Raw genomic sequence first — 18,328 nt, 5'->3', positions numbered from 1 at the left:
TTGACATAAACAAACGCCGTCCCGATCTCGGCAAAGCGAGGCAATTGTCGGTAGAATGTCCGCCAACGATTGAGGAGAACGTCATGATCGACCCGAAGAAACTGGAAGAGATCGCCAAACAGGTACACAACGCCCTGCCCCCCGGCATCCGCAGCATGGGTGAAGAGGCAGACAAGAAAATTCGTCAGGTACTGCAAGCCCAGCTGAACAAGCTGGATCTGGTCAGCCGTGAAGAGTTTGACGTACAGACCAAGGTGCTGCTACGCACCCGGGAAAAACTGGCCGCTCTCGAAGCCAAGCTGGCACAGCTGGAACAACAGCTCGGCCCCAAAGGCGAATAATCGAAACCCCGGTCCAAGCCGGGGTTTTTGCTGGACGGACAAAGCGGACTCCCGATTTCCTGCAAAAGAGCCCTCTTTCATCCTTGTGTCACAAAAGCGACCCCATGCTGCAGCATGGCGGCAGCAGATGAGTTAGCCTCCGTGAAAGTTGGACGCAGCACGGGAGTGGTCGTACGCCACGCCGGAATGACGACACAAGTACATGAAGCAGTTAAACTAAACAACACCGCATCCAGACCGCAAGGACGCCATGTCAGGACTCTTCTTAAAGACCGCCAAGGCCGTTGGCCGCAACGGGCTCTCATACCGCCTGCTCTCTTATATTCTGGTGTGCAGTACCGTATTGGCCATGATCATCACGGCGCTTCAGCTCGCCTGGGATTATCGCAAAGATGTGGCCGTTATCGAGGACAGCATCGGCCAGATTGAGGCCTCCTTCCTGCAGCCCATCGCCGCCAGCCTGTGGAACCTGGACGAAGAGCAGGTCAAGGTACAGATCGAAGGGATCATGAACCTGCCCAACATGCAGTTCGTGATGGTCAAGGAGATGCTCGGCAACACCGAAGTGCCCTTGCTGACCCAGGGGGTAGAGCGCCCGAGCTACGACATCTCCCGCGAGTTCAACCTCACCTACCAGGATGAGGTGGTCGGCAAGCTGTTCGTCGCCGCCTCCCTCGAGCAGATCTACCAGCGCCTCATCGAAAAATCCGTGCTGATCCTGGTCAGCCAAACCATCAAAACCCTGGTGGTCTCATTCTGCATCCTGACCATCATCTACTACATGGTGGTCAGACACCTCAATCGCATCGTTCACTACGCCCAGAGATTCACTCTGGACAGTCTCGACATGGAGCTGGAGCTGGAAGGCCGCCCCCTGCCCCGCAAGAATCCTGACGAGCTGGATACTCTGGTCGCCTCCCTCAACCAGATGCGAACCCGCCTAAACGACGAGTTTGCCGCACGCCATCAGGCGGCGGAACAGCTGCAACAGGAGCGGGATTTCTCCGCCACCCTGATCAACTCGGCCAACATGGTTATCTGCTGCATGAAGCCGGATCTCTCCATCGCCAGCATCAATCCGGCAGCCATCATGCTGACCGGTTATCACCAGCAGGAGATTCTGCATCACAACTGGCTGGATCTGTTCGTCAGCAAGGAGCAGCAGGAGGAGCTGGCACTGACCCTCGCCAGCCAGGGCTATATCGAGGATAAAGAGGTCATGATGCAGGATCAGCAGGGCCACCAGCTGGTGCTGCAGTGGACCTTCGCTCCTTTCTATGAGGGATTAAACCTCAAGTATCTGATCGGATTCGGTTATGACATCACCCGCCTCAAGAAGATCGAGCGGGAAATCAGCCAGCTCAACGAACAGCTGGAAGGCAAGGTGGTGGAGCGCACCCGCAGCCTGAGCGATGCCAACGACCAGCTTGGCAAGGCCTACGACGACCTGAAGCAAGCCCAGCAGACTCTGGTTGAGTCTGAGAAAATGGCTTCTCTCGGTTCGCTGGTGGCCGGGGTGGCTCACGAGATCAACACCCCCATCGGTATCAGCGTCACCGCGTCCTCCTACCTGCAGGAGCGGGTAGCCGACTTCAAGCAGCACATCGAGGCCAAACAGCTCTCCCGCTCCTACCTCAACGAGTTCACCGTCAACCTCGATGAGTCCATGCAGCTGCTGCAGGGCAATCTGCGCCGCGCCTCCGAGCTGATCGCCAGCTTCAAGCAGGTGGCCGTCGATCAATCCTCCGAGGCTCGCTACAACTTCAACCTCGCCGATAACCTGCACCAGGTAGTGGTCTCCCTCGGCCACAAATTGAAGAAGGCCCAGTGCGAGGTGGACATCCAGTGCGATCCCAAGCTGTCGATCTTCTCCTTCCCCGGCAGCTTCACCCAGATCTACTCCAACCTGATCCTCAACTCCATCAACCATGGTTTCGAGAATTGGGACAAGCCGAAGAAGATCACCATCAAGGTGGAGCAGCAGGGTGAAGAGCTGATGATCGACTACAGCGACAACGGCCGCGGTATCCCGCCCGACATTCTGCCCCGCATCTTCGATCCCTTCGTCACCTCCAAGCGGGGCCATGGCGGCAGTGGTCTTGGCACCCACATCATCTACAACCTGGTAGTGCAGCTGCTCCGTGGTCGCATCAACTGCATCAGCGAACCGGAGCAAGGTGCCCAGTTCCATATTCGCCTGCCAATCCAACATAACTGAGTGCTGGCTCTTGTGAGCCAGCCGCTTTATCCCCATCATGCTGTGATTGCATTCTTAATGAGCGGAGAACCTCGCAATGGCACAGCATTTTGACTATATCGCCATCGGCGGCGGCAGCGGCGGCATCGCCTCGGCCAACCGGGCTGCCATGTACGGTAAGAAAGTTGCCCTGATTGAAGCCAAAGAGTTGGGTGGAACCTGCGTCAACGTCGGCTGCGTGCCGAAGAAGGCCATGTGGTATGCCGGCCAGATCGCCGATGCCCTGAAATATGGCGCCGACTACGGCTTCGACACCACTCTCAACCACTTCAGCTGGGCCAAGCTGGTCGAGTCCCGCCAGGCCTATATCGGCCGCATTCATCAGTCCTACCAGAACGTGCTGGGCAAGAACCAGATCACCGTCATCAAGGGCTTCGCCCGCTTCGTCAGCAGCAACACCATCGAGGTGAACGGCGAGCAGTACAGTGCCGATCACATACTGATCGCCACCGGTGGCCGCCCCGAGGTGCCGGCCATTCCGGGTGCCGAACTTGGCATCGACTCCGATGGCTTCTTCGAGTTGCAAGAACAGCCCAAGCGGGTCGCCGTGGTGGGTGCCGGCTATATCGCGGTGGAGATCGCCGGCGTGATGCAGGCGCTCGGCTCCGAAACCCACCTGGTGGTACGCAAGCACGCACCGCTGCGCAACTTCGACCCCATGATCCACGAGACTCTGGTGGAGATCATGGCGCAGGAAGGGCCCAAGCTGCACACCCACGCCATTCCGAAAGCCGTGGTCAAGAACGCCGATGAGAGCCTGACCCTGCAGCTGGAAGATGGTCGCCACCTCACCGTCGACTGCCTGATCTGGGCCATCGGCCGTATCCCAGCCACCGACAACCTCAACCTGGCCGCCACCGGCATCACGCTCGATGAGAAGGGCTTTATCCCGACCGACAAGTTCCAGAATACCGCCGTCGCCAACCTCTATGCGGTGGGTGACAACACTGGCCGGATCCAGCTCACCCCGGTGGCCGTCGCGGCGGGCCGTCGTCTCTCCGAGCGGCTGTTCAACAACAAGCCGAACGAGCACCTCAACTACGATCTGGTGCCGACAGTGGTGTTCAGCCACCCACCCATCGGCACCATAGGGCTGACCGAGCCGGAAGCCGTCGCCGAATATGGTGAAGATCAGGTCAAGGTCTACCGCAGCCAGTTCACCGCCATGTACTCGGCGCTGACCCAGCATCGCCAGCCTACCCGGATGAAGCTGGTCTGTGTCGGCCCGGAAGAGAAGGTAGTTGGCCTGCACGGCATCGGCTTCGCCATGGACGAGATCCTGCAGGGCTTCGGCGTCGCCATGAAGATGGGCGCCACCAAGGCGGACTTCGACAACTGCGTTGCCATCCATCCGACCAGCGCGGAAGAGTTTGTCACCATGCGCTAACCGCATATCAGAGTCTCAACGACTTGCTACCAAACCCGGCTCAGGCCGGGTTTTTCGATCTTTCCCCTCCCCCAAATAGCGCCCACACCTGCTTTTTTACGCCGATTTTACGCCTGCCAAATCCGGCTTTATGGCGCCTTTACGCCGGTTATTCCTACCATTTGGTCGTCAATTACACCAATGGAGTCGATATGAATTGGCTATATCTGCTGCTGGTCCTCGCCCTCGCGGGCTATCTGCTGCGCGCCCTCGCGCGTACCCATGAGTGAGGAACCGGATATGTGGCAAGAGATCATCTATCCCGTCGCGTTCGTACTGCTGGTGCTGCTGCCGGCGCCTCTGCTTGGCAACTACCTGTATCGGGTATTTGAGGGCAAGAGTCGCTGGCTGGCTCCCGTCGAGCGCGCCACCCTGGCCTGCTGCGGCACGGACGGGCGCGAGCAGGACTGGAAGTCCTACGCCCTCAGCCTGCTGGCCTTCAACGGTGCCGGCTTCGGCCTGCTGTTCCTGATCCTGCTGGCGCAGGGGCTGCTACCCCTCAACCCGCAACAGCTGCCCGGGCTGAACTGGCAACTTGCCTTCAACACCGCAGTCAGCTTCATGACCAACACCAACTGGCAGGCCTACTCCGGCGAGGCCAGCCTCTCCTACTTCAGCCAGATGGTAGGGCTCACCACCCAGAACTTCGTCTCGGCCGCCACCGGCGCCGCTGTCGCCATCGCCCTGTTCCGCGGCATCGCCCGCCAGCAGACCACCCACCTCGGCAACTTCTGGCAGGATCTGGTGCGCTTCTGCCTCTACGTGCTGCTGCCGATGGCATTGATCCTGGCGCTGCTGCTGGTCTGGCAGGGGGTACCCCAGAGCCTGTCTGCCTACCTGCCGTTCCACGCGCTGGAAGGCCAGGAGCAGTTGTTGCCGCTCGGCCCGGCGGCCTCCCAGCTCGCCATCAAGCAGCTCGGCTCCAACGGCGGCGGCTTCTTCGGCGTCAACTCGGCCCATCCGTTCGAGAACCCGACCGCCCTCTCCAACTGGCTGGAGATGGTCGCCCTGCTGACGCTGGCCGCTGCCATGGTCTGCACCCTGGGTCGCTACGTGAAGGACCAGGCCCACAGCCGCGCCATCCTCGTCGCCATGACCCTGATGATGGTGATCGGGCTCTTCGTCTCCATCACCCAGGAGCTGAAACCGGACCCCACCCTCGCCCAGTTCACCACTGACGCCAGCAGTATGGCCGGTAACTGGGAAGGTAAGGAGAGCCGCTTCGGCCCCCTGCTCTCCAGCATCTGGGAAGTGGCGACCACCAGCGCCTCCAACGGCTCGGTCAACGCCATGCACGACAGCTTCACACCTCTCGGCGGCATGGTCGGCATGATCAACATGCTGCTCGGCGAGGTCATCTTCGGCGGGGTCGGCTCCGGCATCTACGGCATGATGCTGTTCGTGCTGTTGACCGTGTTCCTGTGCGGCCTGATGGTGGGGCGTACCCCGACCTATCTGGGCAAACGGCTCGGCATCACCGAGATGAAATGGGTGGTCGCCAGCATGCTGGTGATGCCGGTCGGGGTATTGGTGATCGGCGGCATTACCCTGCTGATGCCGGACTCCGCCACTGTCATCGGGCACGACGGCCCCCACGGCCTGTCCCGCCTGATCTATGCCTACGCCTCGGCCGCCGGCAACAACGGCTCCGCCTTCGCCGGCCTGGCCGCCGCCGACAACTGGCAGTGCATCGCCATCGGGCTGGCCATGCTGCTTGGCCGCTTCGGCTACATCATTCCGGTGCTGGCCATCGCCGGCCAGCTGGCCCGCGCCCCGCGCCAGGAGCGAAGCGAGGGGGACTTCCCCGTCAGCGGCCCGCTCTTCATCACCCTGCTGATCGTCACCGTACTGCTGATGGGGGGCCTCTCCTTCCTGCCGGTGCTGGCGCTGGGTCCGGTGGCGGAACACCTGAGCCTGCTGGGAGGTGCCTTCTGATGCTGCACACCCCACTGATCGCCGTGGTCAACTATTCGATGCTGGGAGCTTTCCAATGAGCAAGTCCGCTTCAATGAGCACCGACACCCTCAAGGTGAAGGGCAAGAAACAGAAATCACAGATCATGCAGGCCATGGTGGAAGCCCTCTATCGCTTCAACCCCAGGGCGCTGCTCGGCAGCCCCATCCTGTTCACCCTCTGGCTGGCGGCCGTGATGGCCAGCGTGGAATCCCTGCTGGGGCAGCCTGTCTCCGGCGTCGCCCCTTCACTGGCCTGGCAGCTGACCGCCTGGCTCTGGCTCACCCTCTGGTTTGCCAACTTCGCCGAGACCCTGGCCGAGGGGCGCGGCAAGGCACGGGCCGACAGCCTGAAGGCGGGCATGAGCCAGCTCAGGGCGCGCCGGGTCACCCATCCGCAGGATGACAAGGGGGAGTGGGTGCCGGCCACCAGCCTGCGCAAGGGCGATCTGGTGCTGGTGCGCAGCGGCGAGATGATCCCCGCCGACGGCGAAGTGGTCGCCGGCATCGCCTCGGTCAACGAGGCTGCCATCACGGGGGAATCCGCCCCCGTCATCCGCGAGTCGGGCACCGACCGCAGCGGCGTGACCGGCAACACCACCGTCGTCTCCGACGAGATCTGGGTGCGCATCAGCAACAATCCGGGCGAAAGCACCCTGGATCGCATGATTGCGCTGGTGGAAGGGGCCAAGCGCCAGAAGACCCCCAACGAGATGGCGCTGGACGCCCTGCTGGTGGGACTGACCCTGATCTTCCTGCTGGTGGTGGCCACCCTGCCCTGGTTCCTCGACTACAACGGCACCCAGGTGCCCAGGCTCTACCTGCTGGCCCTGTTCATCACCCTGATCCCGACCACCATCGGCGGTTTGCTCTCCGCCATCGGCATCGCCGGCATGGACCGGCTGGTGAAGCTCAACGTCATCGCCAAGTCGGGCCGGGCGGTGGAGGCCGCCGGCGACGTGCGCACCCTGTTGCTGGACAAGACCGGCACCATCACCTTCGGCAACCGGATGGCGGATGAACTGATCCCGGCCCCCGGTATCGATCCGGCCCTGCTGGCCCAAGCTGCCATGCTGGCTTCGCTGGGTGACAACACGCCGGAGGGCAAATCCATCCTGACCCTGGCGGGCAAGAGCCACACCAGACCGAGCCAGCTGGAGAGCGACATCCTGATCCCCTTCAGCGCCGAGACCCGGCTGAGCGGGCTGGATCGCAACGGTCATCACTATCGCAAGGGGGCGGTGGATGCCGTGCTGCGCTACCTCTCCCTCGATCGCAAGGCGGTGCCCGAGCCCATCCTCAAGTCGGTCGACAGCATAGCTCGCCAGGGCGGCACCCCGCTGCTGGTCTGCACCCACGAGAAGCTGCTGGGGGTGGTGTTCCTCAAGGACATCATCAAGCCGGGCATCAAGGCCCGCTTCCAGATCCTGCGCCACATGGGGATCCGCACCGTGATGATCACCGGCGACAACCCGCTGACCGCCGCCGCCATCGCCGCCGAGGCCGGGGTGGACGACTTCATCGCCGAGGCGACACCGGAGAAGAAGCTGGCCTACATCCGCCAGGAGCAGGCAGACGGCCGGCTGGTGGCCATGTGCGGGGACGGCGCCAACGACGCCCCTGCGCTGGCCCAGGCCGACGTGGGGCTGGCCATGAACGAGGGCACCCAGGCCGCCAAGGAGGCAGGCAACCTGGTGGATCTCGACTCCAACCCCACCAAGCTGCTGGACGTGGTGCTGGTGGGCAAGCAGCTGCTGGTGACCCGTGGCGCCCTGACCACCTTCTCCATCGCCAACGACGTGGCCAAGTACTTCGCCATTCTGCCGGCCCTGTTCATCGCCGCCTATCCAGAGCTGGGGGCGCTGAACCTGATGCAGCTGGGCAGCCCCGAGAGCGCCATCCTGTCGGCCATCATCTTCAACGCCCTGATCATCGTCGCGCTGGTGCCGCTGGCCCTGCGCGGGGTCAGCCTGCAGGGCACGGCAGCCAGCCTGCTGCGCCGCAACCTGCTGCTCTACGGTGTCGGTGGTCTGATCGTGCCCTTTATCGGAATCAAGTTGGTCGACCTGGTCATCACCGGCCTGGGGCTGGTGTGATGAAAACGCAGCGCGATGGTATCCACGGCCAGATCGTGCACCCATACATCGGTATCAAGCTGATCGACCTGGTCATCACCGGCCTGGGGCTGGTGTAACGGCATCACCGGATGCGGGGCAGACCCGCATCCAACCAACGTATTTGGAGCAAGAAAATCATGATAGCAATCAGAACCCTGCTGACCCTGACCCTGCTGCTGGGGGTGGCTTATCCGCTGACCGTCACCAGGCTGGCCCAGCTGCTCTTCCCCTGGCAGGCCAACGGCAGCCTGCTCACCAACGACAAGCAGCAGGTGGTCGGCAGCGCCCTGCTGGCCCAGAAGTTCGAGCGGGCCGACTACTTCCACTCCCGCCCCTCCGCCAGCGACTTCGCCACCATAGGTGGCGGCGCCAGCAACCTGGGAATGAGCTCGCCGCTGCGGGCCGAGTTTGCCGCAGCGGCGGCCAGGGCGCAGCCGGAGGCCAGGGTCCCCGCCCTGCTGACCCGCTCCGCCTCCGGCCTCGATCCCCATCTGCCGCTCGATGCGGTGCTGGCTCAGGTGGAGCGGGTTGCCGGGCAACGCGGGCTGGATCCCGTTCGGCTGACGGAGCTGGTCAAGTCGGCGACACAAGCTGGTATCCTTGGCCCGCGGGTGGTCAACATTCTCCAGTTGAACCTGCAACTCGATCATCAAAAGGGCGCCTGAGGGCGCTCCTTGCCGTTCGGGAAGGCTCTCGTTCGACAACGGGGACAAGCATGAGCAATGAGGTCACGGCCGCGGTTCGGCCGATGCAACGGGAGCGCGGGGATGCGTGATGAAGTGAGGGCGGACGCCCTGCTGGCAAGCCTGGAACAGGAGCACAGGGGCAAGCTGAAGGTGTTTCTCGGCGCGGCCCCAGGTGTGGGCAAGACCTACGCCATGCTGCAGGCGGTGCGGGAGCAGGCCAGGGAGGGGGTCGACATCCTGATCGGGGTGGTGGAAACCCACGGTCGCCAGGAGACCCTGGCCCTGCTCGACAAGCTAGCCATCCAGCCGCGCAAGCTGCACCTGCACCGCCAGCAGCGGCTGGAGGAGATGGATCTGGACGGCCTGCTGACCCGCAAACCCGCCATCGCCGTGGTGGACGAGCTGGCCCACAGCAACGCCCCCGGCAGCCGCCACGAGAAGCGCTGGCAGGATGTGGAGGAGCTGCTCGGGGCCGGCATCGACGTCTACACCACCCTCAACGTGCAACACCTGGAGAGCCTCAACGATCTGGTGTGGCAGCTGACCGGGGTCAGGGTCAAGGAGACCCTGCCCGACCAGGTACTGCTGGAGGCCGACAGCCTGGTGCTGATCGACCTGCCCCCCAAGGAGCTGCTCGGCCGCCTCAAGGAGGGCAAGGTCTATGTGCCCCACCAGGCCAAGGCCGCCCTGCAGTCCTTCTTCTCCCTCAACAACCTGACCGCCCTGCGGGAGCTGGCGATGCAGACCGCCGCCAGCCACGTGGAGGGGGATCTGCAACTGCAGTGGCAGGCCGCCGGCAAGACCACCTTGCCACTGCGGGGCAAGCTGATGGTCTGCCTCGGCGACGAGCACGGCGCCGCCCTGGTGCGCTACGGCCACCGCTTCGCCCAGCGCCGTCAGCTGCCCTGGCTGGTGGTGCACGTCGACAGCAAGGGGCAGCGTTCCGCCGAACAGGAGCAGGCGCTGGCGCTCGCCTCCCAGCTGGGGGCCAAGGTGCTGACCCTCTCCAGCCCGTCGGTGGCCGATGCCCTGCTGGAGACGGCCGAGCAGCAGCAGGTGTCGCAACTGCTGCTGGGCAAACCTCACAAGGCGCCGTGGCGCCGCTCCCTGGTGCAGCATCTGCTCAGGCAGGCGCAGGGGCTCGAGATCACCTTGGTGGACACAGAGAAGCGCAAACCCGGCCTAAAGTGGCAGCCGCTCCACCCCAAGGACATTCGCCAGAGCCTGCTGGCGGTGGTCATCATGGGGACCACCTCGGCCGCCGTCTGGGGACTCTCCCACTGGCTGCCGCCCGCCTCCCTGCCCATGCTGTTCGTACTGGGGGTGCTGGCCACCGCGCTCACCACCAGCCTGGTGCCCGCCATCCTGGCCGCCGTGCTGGGCTTCGTCGGCCACAACCTGCTGTTCACCGTCCCCTACTTCTCCCTCAGCGTCGCCAGCCACAGCGACCTGCTCACCCTGTTCGTGCTGCTCATCGTCGGCATCACGGCCGGACGGCTCGCCTCCCGTCAGCGCCAGCAGCTGGTCGGCCTGCGCGAGACCCAGCAGCTGGGCAACGCCCTGCTCTCCCTGAGCCAGGGGCTGGCCACCGCCAGCAGCCCGGTCGAGGTGCTCAGGCAAGGGAGCCAGGCCATCTCGCTGGCGCTGGGCCAGCCAGTGTTTGCCCTCGATCGGCACTACCAGTACTGGGCCGGCTCGACCGAGCACAAGCCGGGGCAGACCGACAAGGCGGCCATCGACTGGTGTCTGGCCCAGAAGCAGAGCGCTGGCGCCCACACCGCCACCCTCAACGCGGCCGAGGCCCAGTACCACCACCTCAGCGATGATCTGGTGCTGGGCATACTGCTGACCAATCCGCTCGCCTCTTCGGCCGAGCATCAGCTGCAGGCGCTGCTCACCGATATCCGCGCCGCGCTGGCGCGGATCGATCTCAACGAGCGGCTGGCCGACAGCCAGCTGCAGGCGGAGACCGACCGGATGCGCGCCGCCCTGCTCTCTTCTGTCTCCCACGATTTGAAGACGCCGCTCGCCACCATCATGGGGGCCGGCAGCACCCTGCTGGAATATGGTGACCGGATCAGCAGCGAAGACCGCAGCGAGCTGTTGCACTCGGTGCAGGAGGAGGCGCGCCGCCTGCACAGCTATGTGCAGAACCTGCTGGACATGACCCGCATCGGCTCACCCGACTTCCAGCTGAAACGGGACTGGGTCGATCTGGCGGATCTGGTGGAGAATGCCCGCCGCCGACTCGACTCCTCCTGGCGCCAGCACAAGCTGCTGGTGCACTTCGATCAGCAGATCCCCCGGCTCTATGTGCACGGCGCCCTGATCGAGCAGGTGCTGGTCAACATCCTCGACAACGCCTCCCGCTACTCGCCGGCCGGCACCCCCATCGAGTTCAAGGTGATGCTGGCGGACCCCGACCTCATCATCGACATCATCGATATCGGGGTTGGCATCGCCGAGTCGGACCGCGACAAGATCTTCAACCTCTTCTACACCCAGCCGGTCGGTGATTGCGGCAGCCGTGGTACCGGGCTTGGCCTCGCCATTTCCCGCGCTATGATAGAGGTCCATGGGGGCCGCATCTGGGCCTTTTCCGGTCCCAACGGCAACGGTACCTGCATGCGCATCTCTCTGCCGCTGGCCCTCAACGCACCGGCGGCCTGATGGTCGCCGCCCTTTTTCATCAGCGAGCTGGAGGTTGAATGGCTCACATACTGGTCATCGATGACGAGGCGGCCATCCGCCGTTTTTTGCGGATCAGCCTGATCGCCGAAGGTCATCAGGTCAGCGAGGCCGTTGGCGTCAACGAGGGGCTAGCGCAGTATCGCCACCTCAACCCCGACCTGGTGATCCTGGATCTGGGCCTGCCGGATGGGGATGGTCTTCAGGTGTTGCAGGCCATTCGCGAGCACCATCAGCATCCAGTACTGGTGCTGTCGGCGCGGGACTCGGAGCAGGAGAAGGTGCGCCTGCTGGATGCCGGAGCCAATGACTACATGAGCAAGCCGTTCGGCGTCGGTGAAATGATGGCCCGTATCCGGGTGCTGCTGCGCCAGCGGGCCGGGGTCAGTAGTGGCGAGCAGCGCCACTTCCCCCAATGCGGGCTGACCCTGGACAGCAGCAGCCACAGGGTCACCCTGGGGGAGGAAGAGGTGGCCCTTTCCCGTAAGGAGTTCGCCCTGCTGCAGGCGCTGGTGTGCCACCCCGGCAAGCTGGTGCTGCAGACCCAGCTGCTCAACGACATCTGGGGGCCGAGCCACAAGGAGGACACCCACTACCTGCGCATCGTCATCGCCAGCCTGCGCAAGAAGCTGGGGGATAACCCTCAAGACCCCGCCCTTATCGAGACCGAATCCGGCATCGGCTACCGCTTTATCGGCAGCTGATGTTTCACGTGGAACGACGCCAGCAACAACACAGGGCCAACAGACCGCAGCCACCGAGCAGCAGACCGAGATCCTGCAAGCTGGCAGCAACCGCCAACCCCAGGCTGAGCAACAGGTAGTAACCGAGCCCGAACAGGGCGCCAGCACTGCCCGCCACCTCCCGATAGGCCAGCAACGCCTGGCTCAGCACATTGGGGATCGCCAGCCCGAACGCCACTACCACTCCCGTCATGGGCAGCAGAAACCAGAGTGAAGCCTGGCTGGCCCACACCAGCCAACCCGAGCCCAGCGCCAACACGGCGGCGAGCCGGATCAGCGAGGCAGGCGACCAGCCAAGCCCCAACAGACGCTTGTTGAGCAGACTGCCCCCCAGGGTCGCCAGTGCCAGCACGATACCGGAGTAACCAAACTCGCCCGCGCTCAGCCCCAGCCCGGCAAACAGAAATGGCGCCAGACTGTAGTAGCCGAACAGCATGGTGTTGAACAGGGCCACCAAAGCGGCGCTGCGCCACAAGCCGCTATCACGCACCATCCGGCATGCCAGCGGCCAGAGTGCCACTCGCTGGGTGGTGATCGGCCGGGTTTCCGGCAACTGCCAGCAGGCCATCAACAACAAGCCGACTGCCAGTGCCAGCAGGGCGCCAAATATCCCGAGATAACCAAAACCATCGGCCAGCAGGCCGCCGCTCACCAGCCCCAGCACTGGGCTGAGGGAGAGCGCTATGCCCATCACCGAAAAGACCCGCGCCAGATCGCTGCCTTGATAGCTGTCGCGCAGCATGGTCTGGGTCACCACTGAACCCACGGCGGCGCCGAAGGCCGCAATGACCCGGGCCAGCAGCAGGGTTTCAAACTGGGTGGCCAGCAACGCCAGCAGGGTGCCGGCGCCATAGGTCAGCAGGCCCGCCAGCATGGCTGGGCGCCGCCCGATGAGATCGCACAACCGACCCCAGCAAACCACGCCCGCCGCAAACGCCAGAAAATAGACCGACAGGGTCTGGGATGCCTGCCCCTCGCTCACCCGAAACTCAGTGGCGATATGGGTCAGTACCGGGCTGTAGATGGTCTCCACTATCTGCGGAAACATCATCAGTCCGACCACCAGCCAGAGCGGTGGCAACTTGTTGTTCATGACAAACCTCCTTCACTAGAGGCCGTCATTCTAGAGTGACGCCGATTGTCCGATTACAATAAGCAGGACTATAAACATCAAGAATCGGACACATGGCCTTTATTCTTCCCGATCACCCTTTTGATCCGGACCAGCACGACGGCAGTGCCATCGGGATCGCCGCCGCCCTCGGCTGGCACGACTCTGGCCGCCATCAGCACAGGCGCCATCAGCTGCTGTTCGCCCAGGCCGGCTGCATGACCATAGAGCTGGACGATCAGGTCTGCCTGCTGCCGCAGACGCGGGCCGCCTGGTTGCCGGCGGGTCTGCCCCATCGGGTGCTGATGCGCGGGGTGGTGGCCTATCGCTCCCTCTACTTCCAGCCGGAGCCCGGCTTGCCGGTCGAGATGGCGGTGCTGGCGGTCAACCCGCTGCTGCGGGAGATCATCGAACGGATGGCGCTCTGGCCGTGGGACAAGCCGGAGGCAGAGCAGACCTGCACGCTGGCACTATTGAAAGAGGAGCTGACGCAAGCGCCGCGGGAATCCTGGCAGTTGCCGCTGCCGTCAGACGTGCGTCTGGCGGGCTGGCTGCAGGAGGTGAAACAGGGCGATGCCCTACCCGATCGGCTCAACCGGCTGGCCGAACGGGTGGGTGCCAGTGACAAGACCATAGGCCGCATCTTCATGCGGGAGACCGGTATGAGCTACCAGGCCTGGCGTCAGCAGTGGCGACTGCTGCGGGCGCTGGAGCTGCTGGCCGAAGCCGAGCCCATCAGTCGGGTGGCGGCTGCGCTGGAGTTCGCCAGCGACAGTGCCTTCATCGCCTTCTTCAGGCAACACACGGGGCAGACCCCCTTGCGCTATCTCAACTCTCGGGATGAGTCGCATCGGCCGAGCTCGCCTCCACCACCAGGGTATCCAGCGCCAGCGGCTTGAGGTTGTGAATGGCTTCCGCCACCACGGCATGGGAGGCCTGCTGCTGCTGGGCCAATATTTCCTGCTCCAGCTTGACGCTGTCCAGTTCGGGTCTGGGGTATTCGTCGGCCATGACGTTCAGGCTCAGGCTGCTGGCAATCAAGGTTGCGATCAGGATTTTCATCTGGTGTGCTCCGGTGTGGTTGAGATGACCAGATAACTATTCCAATTGTTGTGCCACATCTATAACAACATGATTTTGTTTAAATTAATTATTTTTAGATAATAAATGGCGCCAGTTGGAAAACATCCTGTAGTCAGGATTGAACCAACAAGTGGTTATTTTCACCACACTAGATTTTGCCTGCTGTTCCACGTGGAACGTCCCATCTTTTTGATCGACACTCGCTTTTAAACTGAGCTATGGTGCTAGCTCCCCCGTAACTGACTCTGGATCTGTCACCGAATGGAATTTTCCTTGTTCGGCGAGAAGTTCACTCGCCATGCCGGTATTACCCAACTCATGGATGACCTTAATCAGGGGCTGACCAATCCGGACGCCATCATGCTGGGTGGCGGCAATCCGGCCCCCATCCCCGCCATGCTGGAACGCTTTCAGGCCGAGGCCAAGAGCCTGCTCGACAACGGTGAGCTGGTGAAGGCGATGGCCAACTACGATGGCCCCCAGGGCAAGGACAGGTTCACCAAGGCGCTGGCGGCCCTGCTCAGCAAGGAGCTGGGCTGGGAGATTTCCGCCCGCAACATCGCCCTGACCAACGGCAGCCAGAACGCCTTCTTCTATTTGTTCAACCTGCTGGCGGGCGAATTTGCCGATGGCCGCAAGAAGAAGGTGCTGTTCCCGCTCGCCCCCGAGTACATCGGTTATGCCGATTCGGCACTGGCAGACGACTACTTCGTGGCCTACAAGCCCACCATCGAGAAACTGCCAGACGGCCAGTTCAAATATCACGTGGACTTCGAGAGCCTGCAGGTGGGTGACGACATCGGGGTGATCTGCGTCTCCCGCCCCACCAACCCGACCGGCAACGTGCTGACCGACGAAGAGATCGAGCACCTCGATCAGATCGCCCGCGACAAGGGTATTCCGCTGCTGATCGACAACGCCTACGGCGTCCCCTTCCCTGGCATCATCTTCAGCGAGGCCAAGCCGTTCTGGAACGCCAACACCATCCTCTGCATGAGCCTCTCCAAGCTGGGGTTGCCGGGCACCCGCTGCGGCATCGTCATCGCCGACGAGAAGATCATTCAGGCCATCACCAACCTGAGCGGCATCATCAATCTGGCACCGGGCAGTCTGGGCCCCGCCATCACCATTCCGATGATCGAGAGCGGCGAGATCATCGCCCTCAGCGAGCAGGTGGTGAAACCCTTCTATCGGCAGAAGGCGGAGCTGGCGGTGCAGCTGCTGCGCGAGGCCATCCCCGATCCGCGCTTCCACATCCACAAGCCGGAAGGCGCCCTCTTCCTCTGGCTCTGGTTCGAAGACCTGCCGATCCACTGCCAGGAACTGTATGAGCGATTGAAGACGAAGAACCTGCTGATCGTGCCGGGCCACTACTTCTTCCCCGGCATCGACGATCCCGAGTGGCGTCACAGCCGGGAGTGCATCCGCCTCAACTACTCCCAGAGCGAGGAGCTGGTGCGCCGCGGCATCGCCATCCTGGCTGACGAGATCAACACCCTCTACGCCGGCTAAGCCAGTTCGGCGATACAAAAACAGAGAGGCCTGCAAATGCAGGCCTCTCTTCTATCAGCTGGTCAGCGGTACTGTTTAGCCGGGCAGCGCCAGCTGCTCGGGTTTGCCGATGGGGATGGCGCGGGGCTTGAGCGCCTCCGGCAGCTCGCGGGCCAGCTCTATGGTCAGCAGGCCATGCTCCAGCTTGGCACCCTGCACCTCTACATGCTGGCTCAGCTTGAAGGCGAGCTCGAAGTCCCGCTCGGCGATCCCTTGATGGAGGAACTGGCGCTCGCCCATGGAGGCGACCTTGCGCCCCTTCACCTTGAGAGTGCCGTTTTCGGTCTCCAGCTCCAGCTCATTGCGATCGAAACCGGCCACGGCAACCGTGATGAGGTAGCTGTCGTGATCGCGTTTTTCGATGTTGTACGGGGGGTAGGCCGAGGTCTTCTGATCGAACAGGCCTTCCAGCTCACGGGCCATCCGCTCGAAGCCGACGGCATTGGAATAGAGATGAGAAAAATCGAGGTTACGCATGATCCTATCCTTCTATAAAGCAACAGGGTTTACTCTCCACGGGCCCAATCGGCACCCGGGAAACATCAACAATGCAACGAGGTCAGGCTGTCAGCCGTTGATCTCGATCTTGCGGGGCTTCATCGCCTCGGGCACTTCGCGCACCAGGTCGATGTGCAGCAGACCGTTTTTCAGGTCGGCGCCCTTCACCCGCACATAGTCGGCCAGCTGGAAGCGACGCTCGAAGCCACGTTCTGCTATGCCTTGATAGAGGTAGTTACGCTCGGTATCGGCCTGCTTGTTGCCCTTCACCGTCAGCAGATTTTCCTGGAAGCTCAGCTCCAGCTCTTCCTGGGTAAAGCCCGCCACCGCCATGCTGATGCGGTAGTCGCTGTCACCCAGCTGCTCGATGTTGTAGGGGGGATAACCGGCATTGCCATTGCTGGCCGCAGATTCGATGAGATTGGCCAGACGATCGAAACCGATGGCAGAACGATAGAGCGGAGAAAAGTCGATAGAACGCATAGTATTATCCTCTTTTGAGCAATAACGGATTGTTTGCCCTCCTGATGGACGGGCGCCTGGTCGAAACCTCTGTCGAGCGTTCCGGCCTTGTTATCTATATAGGGGCCCGCTTTCGGCTTTCAAGGGCTCTGATCGAAAAATCTTCTCTCCGCCCATTTGCAGGCTTTTTCCTCATTGGGCTTTCTCCCTCGACCACAAACATGGCACCCTGAGCGGAGATCTTGAGGAGTCACATCATGTCCCGTTCCGAACGCCTGCTGGCCCTGCTGCAACTGCTGCGCGGCCACCGCTACGCCATTACCGGCAGCGAGCTGGCCAGCCAGCTTGGCATCAGTCTGCGCACCCTCTATCGGGATATCGCCACCCTGCAGGCACAGGGCGCCCACATCGAGGGGGAAGCGGGTATCGGCTATGTGCTGCGCCCCGGCTTCATGCTGCCGCCGCTGATGTTCAGCGAAGAGGAGCTGGATGCGCTGGTACTGGGCTCACGCTGGGTGGCGGCCCATGCCGATCATGCCCTCAGCACCGCCGCCAGCAGCGCGCTGGCCAAGATAGAGGCCGTGCTGCCCGCCGATTATCGCCAACAGTTGCATGCCAATGCCCTGCTGATCGGCACCGCTCGCGGTGACAGCCCCGTCGATGAGGCTCCGCTGCGCAGCGCCATCCGCCAGCAGCGCAAGGTGACCCTGAACTATCGGGATCACAAGGAAGAGAGTTCGGAGCGCACCGTCTGGACCTTCGCCCTCGGCTACTTCGATCAGGTGCGGGTACTGGTGGCCTGGTGCGAGCTGCGCCAGGGCTTTCGCCACTTTCGGGTGGACAGGATCAACGCGATGCGACTGGAGGCGCAACCTTATCCTGGCAGTCGGGAACGGTTGCTCAAGGAGTGGCGCGCCAGCCAGCAGATCCCGCAACCCAGATTCATTGCTGACAGAAACTGACAGCAGGCGGCGCCATGCTGATGGGGTCGGCGCCGATGCGCCATCTCACCAGCAAGGAGCATCACCATGTTAGTCCCCCAATTCACCATCCTCTATGTTGCCAACCCGACCCGCAATGCGCTCTTCTACCGCGAGCTGTTCGGCCGCTCACCGGTGGAAGAGTCCCCCACCTTTGCCATGTTCGTGTTCGAGTCAGGCGCCAGGCTGGCACTCTGGTCCAGCGCCACGGTCGAACCCGCTGTGACCCAAACTGCCGGGGCCATGGAGCTGGCCTTCGCCCTCCCCGATGATGCAGCCGTCGATCGCCAGTCTGCGGAGTGGCAGGCACGCGGGCTTACCCTGATCCAGGCACCGACCCGGATGGAGTTTGGCTACACCTGCATGGCCCTCGATCCGGACGGCCATCGTCTGCGCCTCTACTGCCCTGCACCTGAACTGGGGTAATCGGGTT

At 62.8% G+C, this 18,328-nt stretch carries 16 protein-coding genes; 12 read left to right on the top strand and 4 right to left on the bottom strand.

Features of this window, described 5'->3' with window-relative positions; all coding sequences use genetic code 11:
• The first annotated feature begins 83 nt into the window (after positions 1 to 83).
• The 8 genes from MRK42_RS00380 (at position 84) to MRK42_RS00345 (ending at position 12,171) form a co-directional block, all read left to right on the top strand.
• Entirely contained in the window at positions 84 to 341 is a 258-nt protein-coding gene (locus tag MRK42_RS00380) for an accessory factor UbiK family protein (protein WP_042027076.1), read from the top strand.
• Positions 342 to 591: 250 nt separating this feature from the next.
• The gene (locus MRK42_RS00375; protein WP_354688701.1) at positions 592 to 2,559 is read left to right on the top strand and encodes an ATP-binding protein; all 1,968 of its coding nucleotides are present in this window, start codon (positions 592 to 594) and stop codon (positions 2,557 to 2,559) included.
• A 76-nt stretch (positions 2,560 to 2,635) separates the two neighbouring features.
• Positions 2,636 to 3,985, top strand: coding sequence for a glutathione-disulfide reductase (gene gorA, locus MRK42_RS00370; protein WP_354688700.1), 1,350 nt, complete (start codon positions 2,636 to 2,638; stop codon positions 3,983 to 3,985).
• 279 nt (positions 3,986 to 4,264) lie between these two features.
• Complete coding sequence (kdpA, locus tag MRK42_RS00365; protein ID WP_354688699.1) at positions 4,265 to 5,959, top strand: potassium-transporting ATPase subunit KdpA; 1,695 nt, start codon at positions 4,265 to 4,267, stop codon at positions 5,957 to 5,959.
• 55 nt (positions 5,960 to 6,014) lie between these two features.
• Positions 6,015 to 8,072 (top strand): potassium-transporting ATPase subunit KdpB, encoded by a 2,058-nt coding sequence (gene kdpB / locus MRK42_RS00360; RefSeq protein WP_354688698.1) that lies wholly within the window; start codon positions 6,015 to 6,017, stop codon positions 8,070 to 8,072.
• Between the two features lie 158 nt (positions 8,073 to 8,230).
• Positions 8,231 to 8,758 (top strand): potassium-transporting ATPase subunit C, encoded by a 528-nt coding sequence (locus tag MRK42_RS00355; protein WP_354688697.1) that lies wholly within the window; start codon positions 8,231 to 8,233, stop codon positions 8,756 to 8,758.
• A 102-nt stretch (positions 8,759 to 8,860) separates the two neighbouring features.
• Positions 8,861 to 11,449, top strand: a complete 2,589-nt coding sequence (locus MRK42_RS00350; protein ID WP_354688696.1) for a sensor histidine kinase KdpD — start codon at positions 8,861 to 8,863, stop codon at positions 11,447 to 11,449.
• Positions 11,450 to 11,487: 38 nt separating this feature from the next.
• Positions 11,488 to 12,171 (top strand): response regulator, encoded by a 684-nt coding sequence (locus tag MRK42_RS00345; protein ID WP_017766638.1) that lies wholly within the window; start codon positions 11,488 to 11,490, stop codon positions 12,169 to 12,171.
• Between the two features lie 4 nt (positions 12,172 to 12,175).
• Here the strand turns inward: MRK42_RS00345 and MRK42_RS00340 are convergent, their stop codons facing one another.
• Entirely contained in the window at positions 12,176 to 13,303 is a 1,128-nt protein-coding gene (locus tag MRK42_RS00340; protein ID WP_354688695.1) for a multidrug effflux MFS transporter, read from the bottom strand.
• 92 nt (positions 13,304 to 13,395) lie between these two features.
• Between MRK42_RS00340 and MRK42_RS00335 the strand changes: the two genes are divergently transcribed.
• The gene (locus tag MRK42_RS00335; protein WP_354688694.1) at positions 13,396 to 14,220 is read left to right on the top strand and encodes a helix-turn-helix transcriptional regulator; all 825 of its coding nucleotides are present in this window, start codon (positions 13,396 to 13,398) and stop codon (positions 14,218 to 14,220) included.
• On the opposite strand, the gene MRK42_RS00330 is transcribed toward MRK42_RS00335, so the two are convergent.
• On the bottom strand, positions 14,150 to 14,383 hold the full coding sequence (locus tag MRK42_RS00330) for a hypothetical protein (RefSeq protein ID WP_005307116.1): 234 nt from the start codon (positions 14,381 to 14,383) through the stop codon (positions 14,150 to 14,152). The genes MRK42_RS00335 and MRK42_RS00330 overlap by 71 nt on opposite strands.
• A 282-nt stretch (positions 14,384 to 14,665) precedes the next feature.
• Between MRK42_RS00330 and MRK42_RS00325 the strand changes: the two genes are divergently transcribed.
• Positions 14,666 to 15,916, top strand: a complete 1,251-nt coding sequence (locus MRK42_RS00325) for a valine--pyruvate transaminase (protein WP_026456289.1) — start codon at positions 14,666 to 14,668, stop codon at positions 15,914 to 15,916.
• A 75-nt stretch (positions 15,917 to 15,991) separates the two neighbouring features.
• Here MRK42_RS00325 and MRK42_RS00320 read toward each other — a convergent pair whose 3' ends face one another.
• Positions 15,992 to 16,432 (bottom strand): Hsp20 family protein, encoded by a 441-nt coding sequence (locus MRK42_RS00320; RefSeq protein WP_042027063.1) that lies wholly within the window; start codon positions 16,430 to 16,432, stop codon positions 15,992 to 15,994.
• A gap of 90 nt (positions 16,433 to 16,522) precedes the next feature.
• On the bottom strand, positions 16,523 to 16,936 hold the full coding sequence (locus tag MRK42_RS00315) for an Hsp20 family protein (protein WP_010635612.1): 414 nt from the start codon (positions 16,934 to 16,936) through the stop codon (positions 16,523 to 16,525).
• A 236-nt stretch (positions 16,937 to 17,172) separates the two neighbouring features.
• Here MRK42_RS00315 and MRK42_RS00310 point away from each other — a divergent pair, with 236 nt between their 5' ends.
• Positions 17,173 to 17,877 carry a YafY family protein gene (locus MRK42_RS00310; protein ID WP_354688693.1) on the top strand — a complete coding sequence of 235 codons (705 nt, stop codon included), beginning with the start codon at positions 17,173 to 17,175 and terminating at the stop codon, positions 17,875 to 17,877.
• A 66-nt stretch (positions 17,878 to 17,943) separates the two neighbouring features.
• The gene (locus MRK42_RS00305) at positions 17,944 to 18,321 is read left to right on the top strand and encodes a VOC family protein (protein ID WP_354688692.1); all 378 of its coding nucleotides are present in this window, start codon (positions 17,944 to 17,946) and stop codon (positions 18,319 to 18,321) included.
• Positions 18,322 to 18,328 lie beyond the last annotated feature (7 nt).

The sequence above is a fragment of the Aeromonas sp. 19NY04SH05-1 genome (assembly GCF_040581895.1).
GTDB classification, from domain to species: Bacteria; Pseudomonadota; Gammaproteobacteria; order Enterobacterales; family Aeromonadaceae; genus Aeromonas; species Aeromonas enteropelogenes.
Note: the sequence above shows the minus strand (reverse complement) of the source record. Positions and strands in the feature narration are given on the sequence as shown.

Bases quoted from the DNA above. Each gene is read 5' to 3' on its own strand.
- MRK42_RS00315 (WP_010635612.1), bottom strand. From the start codon at position 16,936: ATGCGTTCTATCGACTTTTCTCCGCTCTATCGTTCTGCCATCGGTTTC.
- MRK42_RS00355 (WP_354688697.1), top strand. From the start codon at position 8,231: ATGATAGCAATCAGAACCCTGCTGACCCTGACCCTGCTGCTGGGGGTG.
- MRK42_RS00340 (WP_354688695.1), bottom strand. From the start codon at position 13,303: ATGAACAACAAGTTGCCACCGCTCTGGCTGGTGGTCGGACTGATGATG.
- MRK42_RS00305 (WP_354688692.1), top strand. From the start codon at position 17,944: ATGTTAGTCCCCCAATTCACCATCCTCTATGTTGCCAACCCGACCCGC.
- MRK42_RS00330 (WP_005307116.1), bottom strand. From the start codon at position 14,383: ATGAAAATCCTGATCGCAACCTTGATTGCCAGCAGCCTGAGCCTGAAC.
- MRK42_RS00325 (WP_026456289.1), top strand. From the start codon at position 14,666: ATGGAATTTTCCTTGTTCGGCGAGAAGTTCACTCGCCATGCCGGTATT.
- MRK42_RS00350 (WP_354688696.1), top strand. From the start codon at position 8,861: ATGCGTGATGAAGTGAGGGCGGACGCCCTGCTGGCAAGCCTGGAACAG.
- MRK42_RS00345 (WP_017766638.1), top strand. From the start codon at position 11,488: ATGGCTCACATACTGGTCATCGATGACGAGGCGGCCATCCGCCGTTTT.
- MRK42_RS00320 (WP_042027063.1), bottom strand. From the start codon at position 16,432: ATGCGTAACCTCGATTTTTCTCATCTCTATTCCAATGCCGTCGGCTTC.
- MRK42_RS00375 (WP_354688701.1), top strand. From the start codon at position 592: ATGTCAGGACTCTTCTTAAAGACCGCCAAGGCCGTTGGCCGCAACGGG.
- MRK42_RS00335 (WP_354688694.1), top strand. From the start codon at position 13,396: ATGGCCTTTATTCTTCCCGATCACCCTTTTGATCCGGACCAGCACGAC.
- MRK42_RS00380 (WP_042027076.1), top strand. From the start codon at position 84: ATGATCGACCCGAAGAAACTGGAAGAGATCGCCAAACAGGTACACAAC.
- kdpA (WP_354688699.1), top strand. From the start codon at position 4,265: ATGTGGCAAGAGATCATCTATCCCGTCGCGTTCGTACTGCTGGTGCTG.
- kdpB (WP_354688698.1), top strand. From the start codon at position 6,015: ATGAGCAAGTCCGCTTCAATGAGCACCGACACCCTCAAGGTGAAGGGC.
- MRK42_RS00310 (WP_354688693.1), top strand. From the start codon at position 17,173: ATGTCCCGTTCCGAACGCCTGCTGGCCCTGCTGCAACTGCTGCGCGGC.
- gorA (WP_354688700.1), top strand. From the start codon at position 2,636: ATGGCACAGCATTTTGACTATATCGCCATCGGCGGCGGCAGCGGCGGC.